The 20476-nt window shown below is 53.6% G+C and carries 22 protein-coding genes and 2 pseudogenes; 3 read left to right on the top strand and 21 right to left on the bottom strand.

Features of this window, described 5'->3' with window-relative positions; all coding sequences use genetic code 11:
• Positions 1–239 (bottom strand): annotated as a pseudogene (locus BMY49_RS14710) (IS1380 family transposase); the annotation flags it as partial.
• 344 nt (positions 240–583) lie between these two features.
• Here BMY49_RS14710 and BMY49_RS14705 point away from each other — a divergent pair.
• Positions 584–1009, top strand: a complete 426-nt coding sequence (locus BMY49_RS14705; protein WP_044630842.1) for a MerR family transcriptional regulator — start codon at positions 584–586, stop codon at positions 1007–1009.
• Positions 1010–1077: 68 nt separating this feature from the next.
• Here the strand turns inward: BMY49_RS14705 and BMY49_RS14700 are convergent.
• The 10 genes and pseudogenes from BMY49_RS14700 to BMY49_RS14660 form a co-directional block, all read right to left on the bottom strand.
• Positions 1078–1740 (bottom strand): annotated as a pseudogene (locus tag BMY49_RS14700) (sulfite exporter TauE/SafE family protein); the annotation flags it as partial.
• Positions 1741–2283, bottom strand: a complete 543-nt coding sequence (locus BMY49_RS14695) for a protein-disulfide reductase DsbD domain-containing protein (protein ID WP_074211538.1) — start codon at positions 2281–2283, stop codon at positions 1741–1743.
• The gene (gene lgt / locus BMY49_RS14690; protein ID WP_008958484.1) at positions 2280–3092 is read right to left on the bottom strand and encodes a prolipoprotein diacylglyceryl transferase; all 813 of its coding nucleotides are present in this window, start codon (positions 3090–3092) and stop codon (positions 2280–2282) included. The genes BMY49_RS14695 and lgt overlap by 4 nt, the downstream gene beginning before the upstream one ends.
• A 67-nt stretch (positions 3093–3159) precedes the next feature.
• Entirely contained in the window at positions 3160–3687 is a 528-nt protein-coding gene (locus BMY49_RS14685; protein ID WP_035586998.1) for a DsbE family thiol:disulfide interchange protein, read from the bottom strand.
• A gap of 89 nt (positions 3688–3776) precedes the next feature.
• Positions 3777–4454 (bottom strand): TVP38/TMEM64 family protein, encoded by a 678-nt coding sequence (locus BMY49_RS14680; RefSeq protein WP_089675923.1) that lies wholly within the window; start codon positions 4452–4454, stop codon positions 3777–3779.
• Positions 4455–4516: 62 nt separating this feature from the next.
• Positions 4517–5347 (bottom strand): thiol:disulfide interchange protein DsbG, encoded by an 831-nt coding sequence (gene dsbG, locus BMY49_RS14675; RefSeq protein ID WP_089675922.1) that lies wholly within the window; start codon positions 5345–5347, stop codon positions 4517–4519.
• A gap of 65 nt (positions 5348–5412) precedes the next feature.
• Positions 5413–5541 carry a hypothetical protein gene (locus BMY49_RS18055; protein ID WP_255319124.1) on the bottom strand — a complete coding sequence of 43 codons (129 nt, stop codon included), beginning with the start codon at positions 5539–5541 and terminating at the stop codon, positions 5413–5415.
• 33 nt (positions 5542–5574) lie between these two features.
• Complete coding sequence (locus BMY49_RS14670) at positions 5575–8049, bottom strand: heavy metal translocating P-type ATPase (RefSeq protein ID WP_089675921.1); 2475 nt, start codon at positions 8047–8049, stop codon at positions 5575–5577.
• Positions 8050–8129: 80 nt separating this feature from the next.
• Positions 8130–8537, bottom strand: coding sequence for a heavy metal-responsive transcriptional regulator (locus tag BMY49_RS14665; RefSeq protein ID WP_089675920.1), 408 nt, complete (start codon positions 8535–8537; stop codon positions 8130–8132).
• Positions 8538–8608: 71 nt separating this feature from the next.
• Positions 8609–9244: a peroxiredoxin gene (locus BMY49_RS14660; RefSeq protein ID WP_008958491.1), complete on the bottom strand. Its 636-nt coding sequence runs from the start codon at positions 9242–9244 to the stop codon at positions 8609–8611.
• Between the two features lie 247 nt (positions 9245–9491).
• Between BMY49_RS14660 and BMY49_RS14655 the strand changes: the two genes are divergently transcribed.
• Together BMY49_RS14655 and BMY49_RS18200 are read left to right on the top strand one after the other, a co-directional pair.
• Entirely contained in the window at positions 9492–10214 is a 723-nt protein-coding gene (locus BMY49_RS14655) for a cytochrome c biogenesis CcdA family protein (RefSeq protein WP_089675919.1), read from the top strand.
• A gap of 421 nt (positions 10215–10635) precedes the next feature.
• On the top strand, positions 10636–10965 hold the full coding sequence (locus BMY49_RS18200; RefSeq protein WP_089675918.1) for a four-helix bundle copper-binding protein: 330 nt from the start codon (positions 10636–10638) through the stop codon (positions 10963–10965).
• A 143-nt stretch (positions 10966–11108) separates the two neighbouring features.
• Here BMY49_RS18200 and BMY49_RS17475 read toward each other — a convergent pair whose 3' ends face one another.
• The 10 genes from BMY49_RS17475 to tnpA form a co-directional block, all read right to left on the bottom strand.
• The gene (locus BMY49_RS17475) at positions 11109–11360 is read right to left on the bottom strand and encodes a hypothetical protein (RefSeq protein ID WP_141275942.1); all 252 of its coding nucleotides are present in this window, start codon (positions 11358–11360) and stop codon (positions 11109–11111) included.
• A 67-nt stretch (positions 11361–11427) separates the two neighbouring features.
• Positions 11428–12597, bottom strand: coding sequence for a DcaP family trimeric outer membrane transporter (locus BMY49_RS14640; RefSeq protein WP_089675917.1), 1170 nt, complete (start codon positions 12595–12597; stop codon positions 11428–11430).
• A 92-nt stretch (positions 12598–12689) separates the two neighbouring features.
• A complete protein-coding gene (locus BMY49_RS14635; protein WP_062374709.1) occupies positions 12690–13943 on the bottom strand; it encodes an IS256 family transposase in 1254 nt (417 codons plus the stop codon).
• Between the two features lie 213 nt (positions 13944–14156).
• Complete coding sequence (locus BMY49_RS14630; protein ID WP_143058138.1) at positions 14157–14573, bottom strand: hypothetical protein; 417 nt, start codon at positions 14571–14573, stop codon at positions 14157–14159.
• A 130-nt stretch (positions 14574–14703) separates the two neighbouring features.
• The gene (locus BMY49_RS14625; RefSeq protein ID WP_089675915.1) at positions 14704–15474 is read right to left on the bottom strand and encodes a copper resistance protein B; all 771 of its coding nucleotides are present in this window, start codon (positions 15472–15474) and stop codon (positions 14704–14706) included.
• A gap of 9 nt (positions 15475–15483) precedes the next feature.
• On the bottom strand, positions 15484–17340 hold the full coding sequence (locus tag BMY49_RS14620; protein ID WP_062362923.1) for a copper resistance system multicopper oxidase: 1857 nt from the start codon (positions 17338–17340) through the stop codon (positions 15484–15486).
• A gap of 68 nt (positions 17341–17408) precedes the next feature.
• Positions 17409–18743, bottom strand: a complete 1335-nt coding sequence (locus BMY49_RS14615) for a sensor histidine kinase (protein ID WP_228169084.1) — start codon at positions 18741–18743, stop codon at positions 17409–17411.
• Positions 18730–19395, bottom strand: a complete 666-nt coding sequence (locus BMY49_RS14610; protein WP_044630684.1) for a response regulator transcription factor — start codon at positions 19393–19395, stop codon at positions 18730–18732. The genes BMY49_RS14615 and BMY49_RS14610 overlap by 14 nt, the downstream gene beginning before the upstream one ends.
• 14 nt (positions 19396–19409) lie before the next feature.
• Positions 19410–19949, bottom strand: a complete 540-nt coding sequence (locus BMY49_RS14605; protein ID WP_244154982.1) for a cupredoxin domain-containing protein — start codon at positions 19947–19949, stop codon at positions 19410–19412.
• A 269-nt stretch (positions 19950–20218) separates the two neighbouring features.
• Positions 20219–20476, bottom strand: a 258-nt coding sequence (gene tnpA, locus BMY49_RS14600; protein WP_143058137.1) for an IS200/IS605 family transposase, incomplete at its 5' end; no start/stop codon positions are given.

The following is a 20476-nucleotide window of genomic DNA, read 5'->3' as shown; positions in this document are numbered from 1 at the left end:
AGCAGTTGTTGGAAGGGCTTGTCGCGGCGGAAGTTCTCGACAGCGTCATAGTCGCTCATGCCCAGACACAGCAGGCCCAGGTAGCTCTTGATCACGTCACTGGTGCGCATGCCCAGCGTGGTGGGGAAGCGGCTGTCGATGCTGTCGACGCCAGCGATCTCGAAGCATTGCCCGATGATGGACAGCCCGGCGTGGCTGGTGAGGGTGCGGCGACTGGCGCGGAACTTTATGTTGGGCATGGCACTGTCTGGGTGAATGGCGATAATGGCTATATTGCCATGCAGGTCAGTGGGTTAGAAGTGCTTCCGGGGGCCGGTCTCACGGATTCAGGGTTTACGCATGACACTCTCCTCTGTATGTGAGTCACTCTGCCAAACGCGCTGGTAGGACTTGATTACGGTTTTTATCCTGTGGCAGGAGTGCTTTTTTAAGATATCCTTAAAGAAGACTTTAAGGTCAAGGCCTCATTTTAAATTTCGTTATACAACCTAAATGTTTGTCATGAGCGCTCAGCTGAAGACTTGACCTTTGGGCAGCCTGGCGGTTGTAAGCTGGCTACGAGTAAACAAATGAGGGTAAGCCAATGCGAGTCTCAGAGCTGGCTCAGACGGGAGGGGTAACGGCAGAAACGGTACGTCACTATACAAGGGAAGGGTTGTTGCAACCGCACCGCGACCCGCGCAACGGTTATCAACTCTACGATATAGAGTCCTTGGGGCGCCTACGTTTTATCGACTGCCTGCGTTCGCTGGGTGTTAGTCTTCCAGAGATCAAACAAATATTATCTTGGGCGGATCAAGGCACCGTAGAGTTTAATGAACCAGTACCACTCGCCACTCAAAGGCGACGTCTTCACTTGAGGACCCAAGAACTTCAGGTGATAGCGCGATGGTTAGATAACATGAACCAAGACAAGATGACTGAAAGCTTCAGGCTGAAGGAACTAATCGAATCGCTTGGGACAGGTAAATTAGTTTTCGAGGCTAATGATTCGCGAAGTAATCATTAGTGATGCGGCGAAGTCATGGCACTGTGCGTATCCACCATCCCTATCATGGATTGCAGATGCCAGAGTTACCAGACGGCAAACGTAATAATCAGCAGCGCTGCTAGCGTACGAGTCGCGGGGCTACGTATCCATATTGAGACACGGCGCGCTGCCACTCCGGTCGCTAGGATGGCAGGCAAGGTGCCGAGCCCAAAGGCCCCCATCATCGCGGCGGCACGCAATGGCTCGGCTACAGCAAGACTCCAGGCCAGCATCGAATAGATTAGCCCACAGGGCATCCAGCCCCATAGCGAGCCAAGTGCGAATGCTTGGGGTACTTTTACAACAGGCATCAAGCGACGGCCTATTGGTTCGATGCGGCGCCACAGGACGCGCCCCAGTGCCTCGATACGTAGCAAGCCCTTCCACCAGTTGGCGATATACAGTGCCATTAGTATCAACATGACCGCCGCCAGGATACGCAACACCAGGGCGAAGCTGTCCAGTGCATGGTTGAGCACGGAACCGAGCAGGGCCACCAAGGCACCAGCGATCATGTAGCTGCTGATACGACCTAAATTATAGCCGAGCAACAGACCTGCTAAACGCCTCGGCTGTCGCATGCTGGGGGGCACAGCAAAGGTCAGGGCACTCATGATGCCGCCACACATGCCGATACAGTGCGCGCCTCCCAGCAAGCCGAAGACGAAGGCCGCCGCCAGCGGCGGCAGGCTCATGTCGGCGGGATTCATTTACGGGGCACCTTTGGAGCTACCCGCCGTATCACGGGAGGGGCTGATGGTGAAGGCCGCCGGAGGCGAACCGTACGGTGATACGATTTCGACCTGTTCGGGTGGATAGCAGAGTCCTTGGTCGGAACAGCCCTGAAAGGTCACCATGATGGCCAGCGGCCCGGTAACGGTATCGCTCGCCTCGATGGGCGCACTCACCAACACCTGATCGTAGAAAACGTTAATGTTCCCTAAAGACGCGTGCGACATTGGCTCGCCAGGCGGCAAAGCCAACTCACCGAAATTGATATCTTGAGAGAGACTCTCAATCGCGAACTGATGCCGGTGAAGGTAGTAATTTTCGGCGGCGGTGAAGCCGATATAAACTCGATCATCGTCTCGCCAGGTGGTGGTTCGGAAGGCTTCTTTAGCCGGTAGAAAGTCACGTTGGGGCGAACGGTTAAAGGGGGAACTTTTGTCACCAACCTCAAACATCTCTTCACGTGCCGCTACCGGGGTGACTATAAAGAGTGCCACCGTTAGAAAAGCGAAGACTTGTTTCATGAGTTTAACGCCGCCTTTGGCTTATCCATTGGCTGACCTCTGGACCAAGCGACCAGAGCAAAGCCCGCGACGATCATTGGTAGTGTCAGTAGCTGCCCCATGGTTAACCAGCCAAAAGCGATGAATCCCAACTGAGGGTCGGGGAGGCGCACGAACTCTACGATGAAACGGAAGGCTCCATACAGAAGCAGGAACAGCCCAGAGATGAGGCCCCGCTGACGTGGTCGGCGCGATAGCCACCACAGCACGGCAAACAACACGACACCTTCAAGGGCAAACTCGTAGAGAGCCGAAGGATGCCGTGGCTCTGGGCCCAGCTCCATCATGGATGGAAACACCATTGCCCAAGGTACATCACTAACTCTCCCCGGTAACTCGTGATTGATGAAGTTCCCGAGGCGACCCGCTCCCAGGCCGATGGGGACTAGCGGAGCAATGAAGTCGGTCAGTTGAATAAAAGCCAGTTGATGTTTGCGAGCAAACAGCCAGGCAGCCACTAACACACCGGCAAGGCCGCCATGAAAGCTCATGCCTCCTTCCCAGATTTTTAGTAACCAAAGGGGGTTGGCTTGCAGTTGTTCGAGCCCGTAAAACAGTGCATAGCCAAGGCGGCCGCCAACGATGATGCCGATGGCGGCGTAGAAGATCAGGTCGCCTATATCATCGTGGCTTAGGCCGAGTCGGTGGGCGCGACGCCGACCCAACCACCAAGCGGCCACTAGCCCGATTACATACATTAAGCCATACCAGTGAATCTGAAGAGGGCCTATGGCGATGGCGATCGGGTCGATTTGAGGGTATTGCAGCATATATCTTCCTTAATCAATCGTTACTGTTGGAGTCATCAACAAAAATTATTGCGTCTTAAGAGCCGTTTTATCGTTTCCACTTCTCGACTTCCTGGATGACTCGCTCAACATCTTCAGAAGTTATGTAACCTGTATGTTTGTAACGAATAGTGCCCTCGGTATCGACCAGATAGCTTTCGGGTGCGCCATAAACACCTAGCTCAAAACCTAGGTTACCCTCTGGATCAAAAATATTGACTTCAAAAGGATTCCCAAACTCGTCAAGAAACTCGAGTCCCTTTGCCTGGGTATCCTTGTAGTTGATGCCAACCAAGCGGACGCCTCGCGCGGCTAAGTCCAATAACTGCGGCATTTCATGCTTGCAAGTGGGGCACCACTCTCCCCAAACATTGACCAATGTCACCTTATCTTTAAAAAGAGATTCATCAACGACCCTTGAGGGGTCTTCCAGCGTCGTCAGGTTGAAGGCCGGAAACGGCTGAGCTAACAAGGGGGAATCTCTGGCGCTAGGATCCATTGATAAGCCCTGATAAAAGAAAAAGCTCAAACCAAAAAAGCCCAATAGGGGTAAAAATAGCAATGTCCGAGATTTCACGTATACGTCTCACAGGTAGTAGCGGGTAAGTGCCTGCTGAGCATTGTTAGTGCTTACGGAAGTTGATTTGGAGCACTAGGTTGCATCGGTCATGGCTTCCGAGCCCATAGGCGTTTCGCCAGCAGCGGCAGCAATGTGATGCCACTGATGAGGACCAGCGCGATCGTGAGACCACGGGAGTCGGCGGTAATTAGCACTTCGCCGAACTTGACGATCAGATACGCCGTGGGGATTACGCCGGCCAATGTGGCGATCAAAAAGCGCCAGAAGGACAGGGGTGTAATACCTGCCGCGTAGCTGATGGCATCAAACGAAATGAAGGGCACCAATCGGGATGCAAAAACGATGAGCATCAAGCCGGTTTGAGAGCGTTCCTTCCCCAGCCAGTTAAGGATGGGACGCGTACGCGACCAGCGTTGCATTACCTCATAGCTGAACAAACGAGCAATGCAGAAAGCGAGCAGAGCGCCGGCTTCGGCACCGATAACGACATAGGCCGTTCCCCAAACTGGGCCGTAGATCGCACCGGCCACCATGGCAATCGGACCACTGGGGATCGGGCTCATGACAATGGCCGTAATCATCATAAAGATGATGGCCAATGGCCCCCAGACGCCCAACCCATCAACCCATTCACGCAAGGCCTGCTTATCGGTCAAGACCGACAAGGCGCCGGTCTCCATCAGGATCCAATAGAGGGACGCCAAGCCCATCAGTAGAGAGAGCCCCAAAAAGAGCTTTTGCTTTACACTAAGCTTGGTTGCCATGTCCATCTCAGTTGTGGGGAGCAGGGAGACATGTCATCTCAGCCCTGTACCGTGATGGAGTATCATTCAACACCCAATATTTCGCGAAGCTGGTCGGTCGACACTGCACCATTGATACGCTGTACTTTCCCGGCTTCATCACGGTAGTAGCTGGTCGGCGTCCCTGTAGCACCGGCCTCGCGCATGATCTGGGCATGCTTTCTGAGCAGCGCTTGACTCTCCTCCGACGGCTCCACCGGTTTTATGCCGCCATTGCGAAATTCCAATTCATGGGTTTCGAGAGCGCTAGCCGGATTGTCGGCTTCAAGGATTGCGGCAGCTTTGCGAAGACTGTCCTCTGATAGCACGCCGACCAGCACGTGACGAAGCTGTAGTACGCCTTGCTCGATTAGCGGGCGTGAATTCTTCCAGAGTGCGTTGCAGTAGGGGCAGTTGGGGTCTGTTAGTGTGTAAACAATATGCGATGCATCATCATTCCCCTCCGAGATAAAACGAGTGTTTTCAAACGCACTCCAGGCAGCTTCCAGCATGGGTTCCAGCACCAGAGCCTGAAGCTGGCTTTCCATGACGGCATTGCCCTGGGGGTCGATTAACGTACCAATGACGGCATAGTCGGAAGAGGAAGAAATATAAGCCGCCATAGGCTCATTATCATAAGACAAGGCATAGCCTTGGAGGTCGTCAGGCGCTTCGAAGGTGCCATGGAATGTGAACCCTTGATCCACCAATACGGTAATCGTCTCGGGCAAGGGAGGCCCAGTGTCGATGACGCTGCTGGCCTGATAACTCTCATTGGCATCGGTTCCTGCTTCCTGCGCCAACGCAGGCAACGCAATAAGACCTAACAGACCTGCAGCGGCTAGGTAATAAGTAGAATGTAGGATATGCCTCATGAATGCTCTCTTTATCAATTACTGTTTTTCCAAGGGATTAGGTCGATCACATTTACTGGCTGGTTTTAGTGCTTCTTATTAAAAAACAGGTACTTGATAAGCGCAGCAACGCCAAGCCCCAGCGCAATAATCAACAAGATCGCTATTAGGCCCATCCCCGCCATACCCCACATGCAGCTTTCACTTCCCATCATTTTGAATTCCTCTTTAACACTACGGTGTTTGGTTTAGGCGCGATGAACAGCATCGTTTGGACGTGGTGTGGCATTGCCGGTATCTGGCGTGAAACGGCGTAGCCGCAACGAGTTAGTCAGCACAAAGACACTGGAAACGCTCATGGCCGCCGCCGCCAGCATGGGGCTGAGCAATACGCCGATGAACGGATAGAGCATGCCCGCCGCCACGGGGATTAGCGCTACGTTGTAGCCATAGGCCCAGACGAAATTGCTGATAATGGTCCGGTGGGTGCGCTTGGAGAGCGCCGTGGCATTGACGATGCCTCGCAAATCGCCACTCATCAGCACCACATCGCCGGACTCGATGGCAATATCGGTGCCAGTGCCGATCGCAATGCCCACGTCGGCCTGGGCCAAAGCGGGTGCATCGTTGATCCCGTCCCCCACAAAAGCGACACGCTTGCCCTCCGCCTGGAGACGCCGGATCTCTGCCGCTTTCTGGTCGGGCAGCACCTCAGCGAGAACCTGCTGGATGCCAACCTGTCGGGCGATAGCATCGGCAGTGGCACGGTTATCGCCGGTGAGCATGGCCACCTCCAACCCTTGCGCTTTGAGTGCTGTGATAGCGTCGGCAGAGCCCTCCTTGAGGGGATCCGCCACCGCGATGACTGCAGCAAGCTGACCGTCTACCGCGGCATAGAGCGGGCTCTTGGCGTTCTCGGCAAACACCTTGGCGCGTGTTTCTGCCTGGCCGAGCTCGATTTCCAGCCGATGCATGTAACGATCAGCTCCCACATGTACCAAGTGGCCGTCGACCTCGGCTTCAATGCCGTAGCCAGGCTCGGCACTAAAGCGACTGACCGAGGGTAATTCCAGCCCACGGGCCTTGGCGCCCTGTACAATAGCTTCGGCGATGGGGTGCTCGCTTTGAGCTTCCACTGCCGCGACCAGTCGCAGCACGTCGTTTTCATGACCGTTAATTGCTTCGAAGTCGGTCAGTTCGGGGCGCCCCTGGGTCAAAGTGCCGGTCTTGTCCAGCACCACCGTATTCATTTTGGCCAGCGTCTCAAGCGCCGCCCCTTTACGAAATAGCACTCCCATCTCGGCCCCTTTCCCGGTACTGACCATGATGGCCGTTGGGGTGGCTAGGCCCATCGCACAGGGGCAGGCAATTAGCAGTACGCTAACGGTAGTGACGAAAGCAAACGACAAAGACGGCGACGGTCCGAAAGCGAACCAGAGTGCAAAGGTCATCGTGGCGATAGCGATGACTACGGGAACAAATACACCAGCAACCTTGTCGGCCAACTGCTGGATGGGGGGCTTCTCCGCTTGGGCCGTTTCCACCATCTTGACGATCTGCGACAAGACAGTGTCGGCACCGACTCGCGTGGCCCGGAAGGTAAGTGCACCGTTCTTGTTGATGGTGCCACCGACGACTTCGGAATCCCTCTGTTTGACGACCGGCACTGGCTCACCGCTGATCATCGACTCATCAACGTAGGAGTGACCCTCCTCAACAATGCCATCGACTGGAACACGCTCCCCTGGGCGAACCAAAATACGATCGCCCGTGACGACGGCGTCGATAGGCAGCTCGACGGTTTCATCCTCACGGATGACGCGGGCAGTTTTCGCCTGTAATTGCAGAAGCTTCTTGATAGCTTCGGAGGTGCGGCCCTTGGCAATGTGTTCAAAATAGCGACCGAGCAGAATTAACGTCACGATCACCGCCGCCGCTTCGAAATAGCTCACGGCGGTTCCGACGGGAAAGAGTCCGGGCACCAGCAGGGCGGCGACCGAATAGAAATAGGCAGCGCTCGATCCGATCATAACGAGGCTGTTCATGCCCGGATTAAAATGCCGGAGTTCGGCGAAGCCGACGCGATAGAAGCGTGCACCAGCATAGAACTGCACCGGTGTGGCCAATAACCACTCGACGCCCATCCAGCCGCGATGCGGCATTAGACTCGTCAAAAGCGTGTCAAGGGCGGGAATCATTTTCCCCATGGCGATGATAACCACCGGAATCGTAAATATTGCCGCGAGCACGACTCGGCGGCGAAGCTCGGCTCTCTCCCGGTCCTCGCTGTCCGTTGGTGGCGGCGTATCGGTATCCTGCGGTTCATAGCCTGCTTCGCGGATGGCATGCTGAATACGCGGTAACGAAACGGCTCCCGGCAGGAAACGAACGAAGGCTTTTTGGGTGGCGAGGTTAACACTTACTTCCACCATGCCGGGCAGCTTCGTTAGCGTTCGCTCTATCCGAGAGACACACGATCCGCAACTCATGCCGGTGATGGGAATGTCGAGACTTTCCACCACCGGCTGATAGCCCGCCGTTTCAATGGCGTCGAGTAGGCTAGTGGTCGCGGTACCTGCTTCGACCTGGATAGCCGCCTTCTGTGCGGCGAGGTTCACTTGAGCGTTGATCACGCCTGGCTGCTGGCTGAGTGCGCGCTCCACACGCCCAACACAGGAAGCACAGGACATACCACGAATCTCGATATCGACGTATTGCGCCATAATGACGATCTCCCTGTTAATTTATCGACGACCCGGTAGGCAAACTTGATTCCCATGTTCGCTATCGAGAAAATGCCCGATCATTCAGTCTGCTCAGCGATAGCTTCAACAATCGGGCAGCCTTCCTGCATAGGCCCTTCGCCTGCACACTCACTCAATGTTTTCGATAATACGGCTTCAATCCGCGTGAGGTGTTTGATCTGCTCTCGCACCTTGTGCAGCTTCTCGCTGGCGATGCGTTTAGCTTGCGCCCGGTCGCCATTAGCATCCTGAAGCATTAACAGCTCCCGAATCTCTTGTAGCGTGAAGCCCCACTGCTTGGCATGGACGATAAACTGCAACCGATCCACAGCTTCCAGTGGGTAACGCCGATAGTTGGCATCGGTCCTCCTCGGAGGAGGCATAAGTTTCTCTTTTTCGTAGAATCGAATCGCCTGGCTAGCGACCCCGCTTCGTTCGGCAAGCTCGCCGATACTTAGTGTTTGCATAGCGTTACCTCACGACATTATTAATCCAAGCTTCTGGCAGCCTGACTCAACGAATCTACCGGTCGGGGCTCCTATTGCTCCGGTTGGCGCACGACCCTAAGGTAGGGCGTCTTGGTGTTCCAGCCTTCGGGAAAGTGTTGCCTAGCGTCATCATTCGATAGCGATGGCGAGATGATGACATCGTCACCATTTTGCCAGTCAACGGGGGTGGCCACTTTGTGCTTGTCAGTTAGCTGAAGCGAATCGAGAACCCGCAGTATCTCGTCGACATTACGTCCTGTGCTGGGTGGATACGTCAAAGTGAGACGAATTTTCTTGTCAGAATCGATGATGAAGACCGTACGCACCGTCAGTTTGGGGTCGGCTTTGGGATGGATCATTCCATAAAGCTTCGCTACCACCTGATCTTCGTCAGCCAGCAAGGGGTAGTTCAGGGCCGTGCCCTGAGTCTGTTCAATATCCCCCGCCCAGTCGTGGTGAGAGCTGAGGGGATCCACCGAAACCCCAACCAGTTTGGCACCCCGCTGGGTGAATTCGTTCTTTCGCTTGGCAAACGCGCCCAGTTCTGTGGTGCATACTGGCGTAAAATCAGCGGGGTGCGAGAACAGCACCGCCCAGCTGTCGTCAAGCCATTGGTGAAAGTTGACCGTGCCTTGCGTGGATTCGATCGTGAAGTTTGGTGCTGTCTCGCCCAGTTGTAGCGCCATGGAAATGTCCTCATGTCATTCATTGAGTAGCCACCATAGCTTTGAAGTCAACTTTAAGGTCAAGCCTGATGTGTAATATTTGCAATTCGATAGGAGACAAATAATTTGTCAATAAAGGTTGACCTTAAAGCAGCTGTAAGCCTTAAAATTCTTACGGCGCTAAAATGGATATGATAGGAGGTAGCACCATGGGATTGGTATCAATACCCTTGTTGGCCGTCTCCATAACTTAAGTTGCGATAACACATTGGAATCTCTCTCTTCCATCGGCTTGGTCGGCGCCTTTATCGGCGGATTGATCTCCTTCTTCTCGCCCTGCACGCTGCCCCTGTTACCGGCCTACCTGTCGGTGGTCACAGGCGGTAGTGCCGGTAAAGCCGACAGGCGGTTAGAGGCATTGACCCTCAGTGCCTTCTTCGTCTTCGGCTTCAGCATCGTGTTCATCCTACTCGGGCTCGGTGCCAGTAGTATCGGGCAACTGATGCGAGGGTATCGCCAAGAATTCAACTGGGTTGCCGGCGCGGCGGTGATCGTGCTGGGCCTCTTTATGACCGGCGTGTTCCGATTGCCGCTATTCCAGCGTACCTTTCAGTTCACACCCAATGTCCAGGGTGGCTCTCCGCTTTCGGCTACTGTGTTCGGGGTATCTTTTGCCATCGGTTGGACGCCCTGTATCGGCCCCATCCTGGGCGCCATCTTGATGGCCACGTCCAATGCTGCTAGTGCCCAGGCTGGAATGATATATCTCAGTGCCTACTCGGCAGGACTGGCGCTACCTTTTCTTGCCAGCACTTTACTGATTAACCGATTCGCTCTGCATCGGCAAAGCCTAGGAAGGTGGAGCGCCTATGCTCGCCCCGTGGCGGGCACGGTTGTGATCCTGATGGGCATCGCCATCGTCTCGGGTACCATGACGCGGCTTTCCAGTATCATGGTCGACCTTTTTCCCTCCCTGGCGACCCTGGGGTAGCCAGGCCGTCAGAGAAGTAGAGATTAATTTTCATACTGACTCCTTAGGAAGCTTATTAGGCTGAGCTAGTCTCCTAAAAGGAGATTATTTTTATAAAGCTTAGAACTTGATTCCTCTCATTATTAATTTAGTTTTCTCACCTGCTTACTTTAATTAGGGGCTTCGTGGCGAGCTAACTTCCAGGCGCAGCGAATGCTGCAGTATTTTTTGAAAAAAACATTTATTATAGTAGGCCTTCCTGAATCCTAGCTGAATAATAAAAATCATGGCAAGTAACGCACAGCTACCTGGTTTATCTTTATATTTCGTGAGTAGTTACCTGATTACCTTTCCTTGATTTTTCTTTTAGGTTGTTCTAGCTTTATTATGCCAAGCAAGAGCTATGGTGAATAAAATCTGATTTAATAAATGGAGAATCGAGATGGATTTTGGAAAATATGAGAATTGCATTGAAGCTTGTCACGTATGTGCAGCGTATTGTGACAAGTGTGCAACTGAGTGCCTAAAAGAAGACGACGTAAAAATGATGGCGGAATGTATTCGCCTTAAAATGCAATGTGCTCAAATTTGCCGGTTAGCCGCTTCATTCATGGCACAAGAAAGCGAGTTTGCGCACGAGATCTGCCGTCTATGTGCCGACATTTGTAAAAAGTGTGGTGATGAGTGTGCAAAACATGATGCAACCCATTGTCAAGAGTGTGCTCAAGCTTGTCATCGCTGCGCTGAAGAATGTGCCGCAATGGCCAGCTAAGCTTCAAACCAGCCGGGGCAAGCGCTCCGGCTCGACGTGAACTTCTATGGAGAAATTCATTTGCTTTAACTCAGGCTTTCAAATTATTGAGGTAATTATTTTGAAATAAACTCTAGTAGAAGCAAGCCTACTGCGAGCCTCTTTTAAGGAAACACTGCATAAATACGACCGTTGCTGCCTAAGTGCCACCGGCAGGGCAAAATACAGTTTTCCACTACCCGCCAGAGTTCTCGATGAAACAGATCTCGTTTGCTCAGGCTGAGCACCAGAACAATAAGAAGGTCACCCGCCGGGAAGTGTTCCCGACGCGACTGATCTTTCTTATTCAGTTTAGTGACAGTGGTATTGTGGGTCGCCTGTTCGATCAGGCCCCACATGAAGTGACGAAGAACCATAAAAAAGCTTGGGCATACGCCCAAGCAATCGATCAAAACAGCTTCTCTGCTATGCTACTAACTCACCCTAGAAACTATACTGGGCAGCCACCATCATACGGCTCGCATCTTCTTCACGGCCATCGGCCAACTCCGTTTCGAAATAGCCGTACTCAATTCCGTACATCAAGCGTTCGTTGGGAGTCCACATCAGATTAAGAAATGTATTCTTGTTCTTTCTACCTGCATTCCCACCTACGGTAGGGTCGCCCAATTTGACATCGGTATAGCCATGGGACGCGTTCAGTGAATAGTGTGGTGATATTTGATAAGAAAGACCAAGGGCTCCGCTATCGCCAGATAGCGTTTGCAGCTTACCGTTGGTATCGACGTAGGCATCGGCACCGTTGAAGTAATCGCCAGACAGATAGAGGTAACTGTTCGCCCCCTCGCTGGCGTTCACGATCGCTCTCAAGGTCACCGGTCCGGCATGGTAGGCACCTGCGGCGAAGGCCCCATAGCCCATTTCCGTATCCTTCTCGCTGCCGGTATCGTACTTCAGCTGCCGGGCGATGCCGGCGATTGAGTAGGAAAAGTCACCCATACTATCTTCATAGCGCAGGCTCAACGCGGGCATCGATGATACGGCATCGTCATTATCTGGCAAGGAGGCGTCTTCAGGTAAGGAACCATCGATGTTCTCCGCCAGCTGTGCTTTTGGATCTTCCGCAGCTATCGAGAATCCTCCAATGGTGTAGCGCAACTGGGCAAGGCGCGTACCATAGCCACCATAGCTTCCCGCCGTGCTAAAGAAATCCAGTGTGGGCGTGGCGGCGACGAAGGTGTTGTAATTCGACCAGGTCTGCCCGGCAAGGATGCCATTCCAGGACCCATAGGCATGCCGTAGTCTGAAGCGCGTATTGTCATCGTTGTAGGACCAGAAGTCCCCTTCGATAACGGTGTCTAGCGTGCTCCCCTCGACAGGCGTGCTGGTTCGAAAGCCAATGCGGCTCTGGGTGGCGGATATCTGAAACTGATCACCGACCTTACCTTCCGACCTTTCGACTTCTCCAAAGTAACCTTCGTTTGCCGATCCGGCATCCCGATCGAAGTTGTAAGCCATGTTCAGCCTGGCGTAGCCATAAAGACTCACGGTGGTCTCTCCCGATTGGATTTCCAGGGCCGAAACATACGTCGAGCCGATTGCCAAGGCCATAACCGTCATGCTGACCAAGGGAATCTTCTTGTTATTCCACATGATGACACCTCTTTATGAATTGTCTTGTTTTTACGCCGATTGCGGCACTATAAAGTTAGCGAAGAGTTATTGTCAAATCTGGTGTATGACCATCAGGCGGCGTCTCTGCCAGTTTGATCATCCACCTGCTCTCCATCCCGAAACTGGACGTTGTCCACGACCAGCTTCAGTTGGTCGAACCCCTTGATCCGCTTCCAGCGTTTTTGGGCGGATTGGAGTAATTTGAACACCATCGATAAGGTGGTGTCGCGAGAGCCGCAGGATCGGCTCTGCTTGGTTCTTAACCGCACGGTGGCGAAGGTGGATTCAATCGGATTGGTGGTCCGCAAGTGAATCCAGTGAATGGCCGGGAAATCGTAGAAGGCCAACAGCTCGTCCCGGTCCTTCTCAAGGTTTTCCATGGCCTTCGGGTACTTGTCCTGAAACCGCTTCAACGTGCTGTCAAAGGCCTTGTGTGCGCTGTCACGGGTCTCCGCCAGATAGATCTCGTGCAAGGCTGACTTCACTTTCGGTTGTACTGACTTGGGCAGCTTGTCCAGTACGTTAGCGGTCTTGTGCACCCAGCACCGCTGGTGCCGGGTTTCCGGAAACACCTTGCTCAGCGCTTTCCAGAAGCCCAGAGCCCCGTCGCCTACGGCCAGCTTGGGCGCATGATCCAGGCCACGTTCCCGCAAGCCAGTGAGCAGCTCACGCCAGCTGGCTTCAGACTCCCGGTGGCCATCTTCAACAGCCACCAGCTCCTTGTGGCCGTGCTCAGTGACCCCAATGATCACCAGCAGGCAGAGCCGGTCATCCAGGCGGACATTGCTGTAGACACCGTCCGCCCACCAGTAAACGTAGCGCTTCTGGCCCAGGTCACGGTGACACCACTCCTCGTGCTCCTTCAGCCACTGGGCCTTGAGCCGGGTCACCGTATTGGCGGACAACCCCTTGGCCTGCTCACCGACCAAGGCGTTCAGAGCCTCCTGAAAGTCGCCAGAGGAGACCCCTCGCAGGTAGAGCCAAGGGATGAGCTCATCCAGACTCCGAGCCCGCTTCAAGTACGGCGGCAGGAGCTGGCTGTTAAAGCGAATGCCGGAGCCGCTGCGGTCTCTGACCTTGGGCACCTGAACGTCAACATCCCCAACGCCTGTCTGGATTGTGCGCTTGGGTAGGTGTCCGTTGCGCACCACAGCTTGGCGCCCATCAGGTGTTGAAACATCGGCATACTGGTTCAGCAAGCCCTGAAGCTCCGACTCGACCGCCTTGGCAATCAGGTCACGGGCACCCTGACGGATCAGCTCGTGCAATGGGTCGGTGGTGGCCACCTCTGGTTGTGAAAGAGCGTGCAGGTTAGACTTGGACATGGCGTATCATTCCTCTGTTGGTTGTGATCTTGGCGGTGATCAACCAACAGGATACGCCACCCCTTCAGCCTGCTTCCATACACCAGAAATCACCATAGCTCGTTAGCGAAAATTCCTGAATTAAAGCTGAATTTGTTTGCCGAGATACTAGTTTTTCATAAAAAAGGTCAGCTCATGGCTGACCTTCTTAATTCATGTCAAGACTAAAGGATATCAATAGGCGACATGTAGTTCATAACGGTTACTGTCACTTTGGTTATTACCTCCCAATGAGCTACCACTCACCTCAAGCTGATAATTGCCCGGTTGCAGCTGACGAACAAGTTCGAAGTGCCCCCGTGGGCTGGAAGCTTCTGCTACCTTCTGTCCCGCCTCATTATAAAGAACAGCTGAAATGCGGTTGCCAGTGCTGGTAAATCCTGGAAAGTGCTCACTCACTACTTTCAGTGTAGTCGCTTGTTCAATGTTAATATTGAAACGCTTAGGTTGCCCCTGGGCAAGCATCTGTGTAGAAGATACGCCTCTTTCTAGTAAGGGAAGATTCTGTGTTGTATTGCCTAAGCTCGCTAATACAGGTGTAGAGAGGATACTTGCTACTACTGCACTAAAAACAATTGCTTTAATTTTCATGGTGGTTTACTCCGCTGGTTATTTACAATTTAATAATAACCTTAGAGTATGAGTTGAAGCTGAATTTAGTGGTTTATTAGCAAAAAAAACGCCACCTTTCGGTGGCGCAAGTTATAGAGTGCTTAACGATTTAAAATATTAACCTGACACCTGCCACCACGCCGGTATCTTCGGTATTATTCCCGCCAGCACGAGAAAGGTCAGCGGTATCGCCATACTCTTTTTCCCAGTAAGCGCCCACGTAAGGCGCAAAGCGTCTGGTCACTTCGTAGCCCAGGCGCATGCCGACACGCACTGAGTTAAGGCCCTCACCCACACCAAACTCCTTAACTTCGCTGGCAGCTACGGCAATTTCGGTACGCGGCTGTAGGTAGAGCCGCTGAGTCAGGCGCAGATCGTATTCGCTTTCCAGGCTGGCGGAGATATCGCCTTCATCGCTTATCATCAAGTCGAGATCGGTCTCGAAGCGATAGGGGGCGAGCCCCAATAGGCTGATGACGCCGAAATAGCGTTCGGGATAGTCATTCGTAGCGATACCGCCCTGATAACCGATGCCGCCCTGAAGTTCCCAGAAGTCGGCAATCAAACGACTATAAAGCAGGTTGAGGGACTCGAATTCTGCATCTTCGCCATCGCCCTGGACGTTTTGGCCTTCGCCTTCCACGTATAGGCGATTGAAATCACCGCCATACCAGGCCTGGAAATCCCAGACCAAGGCATCCCCCCCCTTGTCGGGCGAAGCATATTCCAAGCGATCGACCCGTACCGTGGTCATCGGGTGCTCCACGACCGGTGACGGCCAGCCGGCCGGGGCGTCATAGCCGTCTTCGGCTTGAGCAGTCGTGGCGGCGGCCATGCCGAGGGCGGCGCTGGCGAGGGTTAAGTAGTGCTTGGTTTTCATACTGCCTCCTTAAGAAACCTGAACAACGCGGAACATGCCGGCATCCATGTGATAGAGAAGGTGGCAGTGGAACGCCCAACTGCCCTCTGCATCTGCGGTGATCAACGCAGATACGCGCTCACCGGGCTTCACATTTAGGGTGTGTTTGCGTGGTATCAATTCCCCTTGGCCGTTTTCCAGCTCCATCCACATGCCGTGGAGGTGGATAGGATGCTCCATCATGGTGTCGTTAATCAGAATTAGGCGCAGCCGCTCGTCTTTCACAAAATGAATAGGGCCGGTCACTTCGCTAAACTTCTTACCGTCGAACGACCATATATAACGCTCCATATTGCCGGTCAGGTGCAGCTCAAGCTCACGGCCTGGCTCACGGCGATCAGGCCATGGTGTGATCGCTTTGAGATCCCGGTAGACTAATATGCGTCGTTCGTCGGGGTCGATGCCGATGCCCGCCTGGTCGTAGCGAGAGCCGGGCTGGGCTTCACCAGCGAGAAGCAAACCGTTTGCGCCTATTTTGGCCTGCTCGGCTGCCATGCCTCCCATAGTAGAGTGATCCATGCCTTGCATGTTGGACATACCGGAGTGATCCATCCCAGCCATGCTGGAATGATCCATCCCCGACATGTTGGACATGCCAGAGTGATCCATCCCCGACATGTTGGACATGCCAGAGTGATCCATCCCCGCCATGTTGGAGTGATCCATACCGCCCATACCGTGGGCACCCATGGCTTCCATGCCGCGGTCGGCAATTTGGCGGCGCTTGGGAATCTCCGCCTGCATGCCTTCACGCGGGGCTAGCGTGGCGCGAGCGTAGCCACTCCGATCCATGGCTTCGGCGAAGATGGTATAGGCTCGATCATCTTCTGGTGAAACAAGCACATCGTACGTTTCCGCCACGCCAATACGGAACTCATCAACGGGAACAGGTTGCACTGGCTGGCCATCAGCGGCCACCACGGTCATCTTCAGGCCGGGTATACGGACATCGAAGTAAGACATGGCTGAGCCGTTAATCACGCGTAGCCGTATACGCTCTCCTGCCTTGAACAGCGCGTTCCAGTTTTCCTGGGGGGAGTGGCCGTTGAGCAGGTAGGTATAAGTACTGCCGGTCACATCGGCAATATCCCTCGAGCTCATGCGCATTTTGGCCCACATGCCGCGCATCTCGGCAGTTTGTGAGAAACCCTTTTCGCGAACATCGGCGAAAAAATCAGCAATCGTGCGCTCTTGGAAGTTGTAGTACCCTTCCATCGTTTTCAGATTACGGAACACCGACATGGGATCTTCAAAGGTCCAGTCGGTGAGCAGCAATACGTGCTCACGGTCGTAGCGGATGGGTTCGCGCTCGGCGGCGTCAATTATCAACGGCCCGGCGTGGCCGAGCTGTTCCTGCAAGCCGGAGTGGCTGTGGTACCAGTAGGTACCGTTCTGACGGACGGGAAAACGGTAGGTAAAGGTTTCACCAGGGGCGATACCTGCAAAGCTAACGCCAGGCACACCATCCATTTCCGGCGGTAGAATGAGACCATGCCAGTGGATGGAGGTGGGCTCGTCCAGCAGGTTGGTGACACGCAGTACGGCGTCTTGACCTTCTTTCAAACGAATCAGCGGGGCAGGACTGGTACCGTTAATGGTAATTGGTTGGGCTTCTTGTCCGTCAATAGGCAACGATTCACGGCGGATCGCCAGCGATACCTCGGGCCCTTCTTCAACGCCCTGAGCATAGACGTTGGTACGGCCCCAGGGGTTTGCCCAGGCGGGGGTTAATCCCATTGCCGCAGCGGAACCTATTCCTAGGGCAGCGCCGCCTTTTAGGACCTGCCGGCGAGAAAGCGGGTGAGAAATGATGCTTGAGCGTGCCATGTGTAACTCCCGTCAATGATGAATGGCACCATCTTGATGGAAGAAGCTGAATCAAAGCTGAATAGTGATTAATTAATCACTTCAACTGCAAGAGGCAACGTAACCGTAACGCGCAGTCCACCCAGTGGACTACGCTCAAAGCGCGAGTGCCCTGAGTAGCGGGCAATTAACTGCGCAAGAATCGACAGGCCTAAGCCGTAGCCGGGACGGCGTTCATCCAATCGTGTGCCACGCTCTCCCAAGCGCGAAAGATCTTCTTCTGCAACGCCGAAACCGTCATCATCAGTGGTGAGCGTGAGTGTGGTAGTGGAGACGGCAATATCGCAATTAATGCACCTATTCGACCATTTGCCAGCGTTATCGAGCACGATGCCTAATATTTCAGAAAAGTCGTGAGCCTCAATAGGCACTTGGTCTTTCTCGTGTGCCGAGTGGGTAAGGTTGAAAATGCGCTCAGGGTAAAGACTACGGAACATCTCGATGAGCCGTGAACTATCTCGCGTGACGTTCGCCATTCGACCCGCGTTAGGCCCTGCAATACGCGAACGACGCAGCTCTGCAGCTAACTGAGCGTTAATATCTTCAATACGACTGAGCAGTTTATGCCGTCGGTTTTCATCAATGGGCCGATTGCCGCGCAGTACTTGGGTAATTGCTGCCAGCGGGGTTTTTAATGCGTGTGATAGGTTGGCGACCGATTCTCGCGAGCGCTTCAGACGAAGATCAATGTCGTCCATGAACCAGTTCAACTGGTCGACTAATTCATCTAGCTCCGAAGGGGCTACTAATGACAAGCGATCACGTTTGCCTGATCGCAATGCTTCAAGTTGTTGGCGCAGTTGCCAGAGTGGTATGAGTCCACGGTTAACCGCTAGCATGTTGAGCATGATGAGCATCCCTAAAAGCACGGCGGCGATCCCACCAACCCACCAGTGCAAAGTTGCAAGCCCTGCTTCTACTTGGGAAAAATCCTCGCCCACCAATAGCACACCCTGCGTGCCCTGCCACTCAAAATGGCGGCGATAGACGAGCATGTGCTGTGTTCCGCGATTCACATCTATTAGGGCATCGCCGCTCTCATCTAGCAACGGAGCCAGCTGTTGCTGCCATTGCGGGTCAGAAGCGCTGACTAAGCCATTGAAACGGAGTACGTAGAGATGATGAAAGACTTGATAGCCTTGGCTAACCGAGTCGAGCGCAGTCGGTACAGCCGTTTGGTCTTGCTCTAGCTGCGCGACCGCGTGGTTTGCTTCACGTTGTAAGCGTTCACCTAAAAAATCCCTTGCCAGGCTCTGTAAAAAGATCCCGTGCAATAGCCACGTGGTGACCACCACCAGTAGCGCGACGCCGCCTAGCCATGCGAGTAGCCGAATGCGTAAACTGCGTCTATCAATGTGAAGCAAAGAAATACCCCTGACCACGTCGCGTTTGAATGACTGATTTACCGAGATAACGGCGCAGACGAGCGATGTAGACTTCCACCAAGTTAGGCGCGGCGGCATCCTGATCCAATGCATAGAGCTGCTCTAGTAGCTGCTCTTTCGAGTGAATGCGATCAGGATGCAGCATTAAGTAGCGCAGTAACCGAAACTCGGTCGCTGTGAGCGAACGCCACGTTTCACCTTCTAAGCACACTCGTTGACCCGCTTCATCCAACGAAATGCCGTTAAGCGTGATCACTTGAGATAACTGACCAGACTGCCTGCGTAGCAAGGCCTTCAGGCGAGCCATAAGTTCGGCTTCGTGGAAAGGCTTGGTGAGATAGTCATCGGCTCCGGTTTCAAGTCCGATAACTTTATCTTCCCAGGTATCGCGGGCCGTCAGGATCAAAATAGGCGTGTCGCGTTTTTGCCTGCGCCACTGGGCGAGCAGATCCAGCCCTGAGCCGTCGGGCAAACCGACATCTAAGATCGCCAGTTCATAATGCTCGGTTGCCATCAGCGACTTGGCCGCTTTCAAGGAAGCGGCCAAATCAACCAGGTAACCGTTGTCTTTGAGACTCTCTGCCAAGCTTTCCGCTAGCAAGTCATCATCTTCAAGTAGCAACAGTTTCATGGATATACGTCAGATTAGAGAGAAAAATTGCCGTACATGCCGGATTCATAATGACCAGGAATGTTACAGGCATACTCTAGCTCGTTAACATTGTCAGGGACACTCCATAATAAAGTCCCGGTTTCACCAGGCGCAATGGTGACACCTGCCATGTCCATGCTGGCCATATCGTGACCATCGCCGTTTGACATATTGGACATATCGTGGCCTTCACCGTGTGCCATATTTGACATGTCATGGCCTCCGCCATTGGCCATGTTTAGCATCATCTGGCGATGTTCTTCTTGGGCTTCTTTGCTACCAATCACAAATTCATGCTCTAAATTGCCGGTGTTGGTGATTTCAAATTTAACCACCTCCCCAGCCGCCAGTTCTAGCTCTTCAGGGTCGAACCACATATCGCCAGCCTCAAGGCTGATCGTGCGGTCAACGTCAGCCTCGGTTAGGCCATTGTCACCACTGCCTTGGCCGGGCGAAGCCCATGCCGCACTCGTTATCAAACTGAGTGAAAGGGCAAACAAAGACGTTGTTAAGGAGATGTTGCGCATGGTCATTTACCTCAGAGGTTATTGTCACTTGTTCTTTATACGGCGTTAACCTGAAACGAGCCTGAACCTAACGTAAAAATATGGCCTGCTACCCAAAAGCATTTCTAACATGATGATGGATCCTGCCCCCCCTGATTAGAGTCAACGCTGCAGCAATGACTTTTCGTCTTGTTGGTGCAATTGCCTATGGCAGCCTCCGCCTAAACCTCAGCAAAAACCCGCGTGAACCCTCGCCCACTCGGGCGGGGAGGTAAGCGGGGGCCGCACAAGCGGCCCTATTCTGGTGTCTTCTGTCCCTGCACATAAGCCTTGAGCGTCTCGATAGTGGCTCCGCCTGCGCTACAAGCGAAATACGATCTCGACCACAGCACGGCGCTCTTGCTGAGGCGCGGAATATGGGCATTCAAGAACCGCACCCGTCGGGACGACGTGGATTTCAAATTGTTGACCAGCACACTGATCGACAGCCTCGGCGGATATTCCACGAGCAGGTGAACATGGTCTTCTTCACCATCGAACTCAAGGATGCGGCA

Origin of the sequence: Vreelandella aquamarina (assembly GCF_900110265.1) — a bacterium.
Classification (GTDB): domain Bacteria; phylum Pseudomonadota; class Gammaproteobacteria; order Pseudomonadales; family Halomonadaceae; genus Vreelandella; species Vreelandella aquamarina.
Note: the sequence above shows the minus strand (reverse complement) of the source record. Positions and strands in the feature narration are given on the sequence as shown.

Bases quoted from the DNA above. Each gene is read 5' to 3' on its own strand.
- BMY49_RS14665 (WP_089675920.1), bottom strand. From the start codon at position 8,537: ATGCAAACACTAAGTATCGGCGAGCTTGCCGAACGAAGCGGGGTCGCT.
- BMY49_RS14630 (WP_143058138.1), bottom strand. From the start codon at position 14,573: ATGAAAATTAAAGCAATTGTTTTTAGTGCAGTAGTAGCAAGTATCCTC.
- BMY49_RS14705 (WP_044630842.1), top strand. From the start codon at position 584: ATGCGAGTCTCAGAGCTGGCTCAGACGGGAGGGGTAACGGCAGAAACG.
- dsbG (WP_089675922.1), bottom strand. From the start codon at position 5,347: ATGAGGCATATCCTACATTCTACTTATTACCTAGCCGCTGCAGGTCTG.
- BMY49_RS14635 (WP_062374709.1), bottom strand. From the start codon at position 13,943: ATGTCCAAGTCTAACCTGCACGCTCTTTCACAACCAGAGGTGGCCACC.
- BMY49_RS14680 (WP_089675923.1), bottom strand. From the start codon at position 4,454: ATGGCAACCAAGCTTAGTGTAAAGCAAAAGCTCTTTTTGGGGCTCTCT.
- BMY49_RS14620 (WP_062362923.1), bottom strand. From the start codon at position 17,340: ATGGCACGCTCAAGCATCATTTCTCACCCGCTTTCTCGCCGGCAGGTC.
- BMY49_RS14695 (WP_074211538.1), bottom strand. From the start codon at position 2,283: ATGAAACAAGTCTTCGCTTTTCTAACGGTGGCACTCTTTATAGTCACC.
- BMY49_RS14605 (WP_244154982.1), bottom strand. From the start codon at position 19,949: ATGACCATGCGCAACATCTCCTTAACAACGTCTTTGTTTGCCCTTTCA.
- lgt (WP_008958484.1), bottom strand. From the start codon at position 3,092: ATGCTGCAATACCCTCAAATCGACCCGATCGCCATCGCCATAGGCCCT.
- BMY49_RS14670 (WP_089675921.1), bottom strand. From the start codon at position 8,049: ATGGCGCAATACGTCGATATCGAGATTCGTGGTATGTCCTGTGCTTCC.
- BMY49_RS14660 (WP_008958491.1), bottom strand. From the start codon at position 9,244: ATGGCGCTACAACTGGGCGAGACAGCACCAAACTTCACGATCGAATCC.
- BMY49_RS14625 (WP_089675915.1), bottom strand. From the start codon at position 15,474: ATGAAAACCAAGCACTACTTAACCCTCGCCAGCGCCGCCCTCGGCATG.
- BMY49_RS14640 (WP_089675917.1), bottom strand. From the start codon at position 12,597: ATGTGGAATAACAAGAAGATTCCCTTGGTCAGCATGACGGTTATGGCC.
- BMY49_RS14610 (WP_044630684.1), bottom strand. From the start codon at position 19,395: ATGAAACTGTTGCTACTTGAAGATGATGACTTGCTAGCGGAAAGCTTG.
- BMY49_RS18200 (WP_089675918.1), top strand. From the start codon at position 10,636: ATGGATTTTGGAAAATATGAGAATTGCATTGAAGCTTGTCACGTATGT.
- BMY49_RS17475 (WP_141275942.1), bottom strand. From the start codon at position 11,360: ATGGTTCTTCGTCACTTCATGTGGGGCCTGATCGAACAGGCGACCCAC.
- BMY49_RS18055 (WP_255319124.1), bottom strand. From the start codon at position 5,541: ATGATGGGAAGTGAAAGCTGCATGTGGGGTATGGCGGGGATGGGCCTA.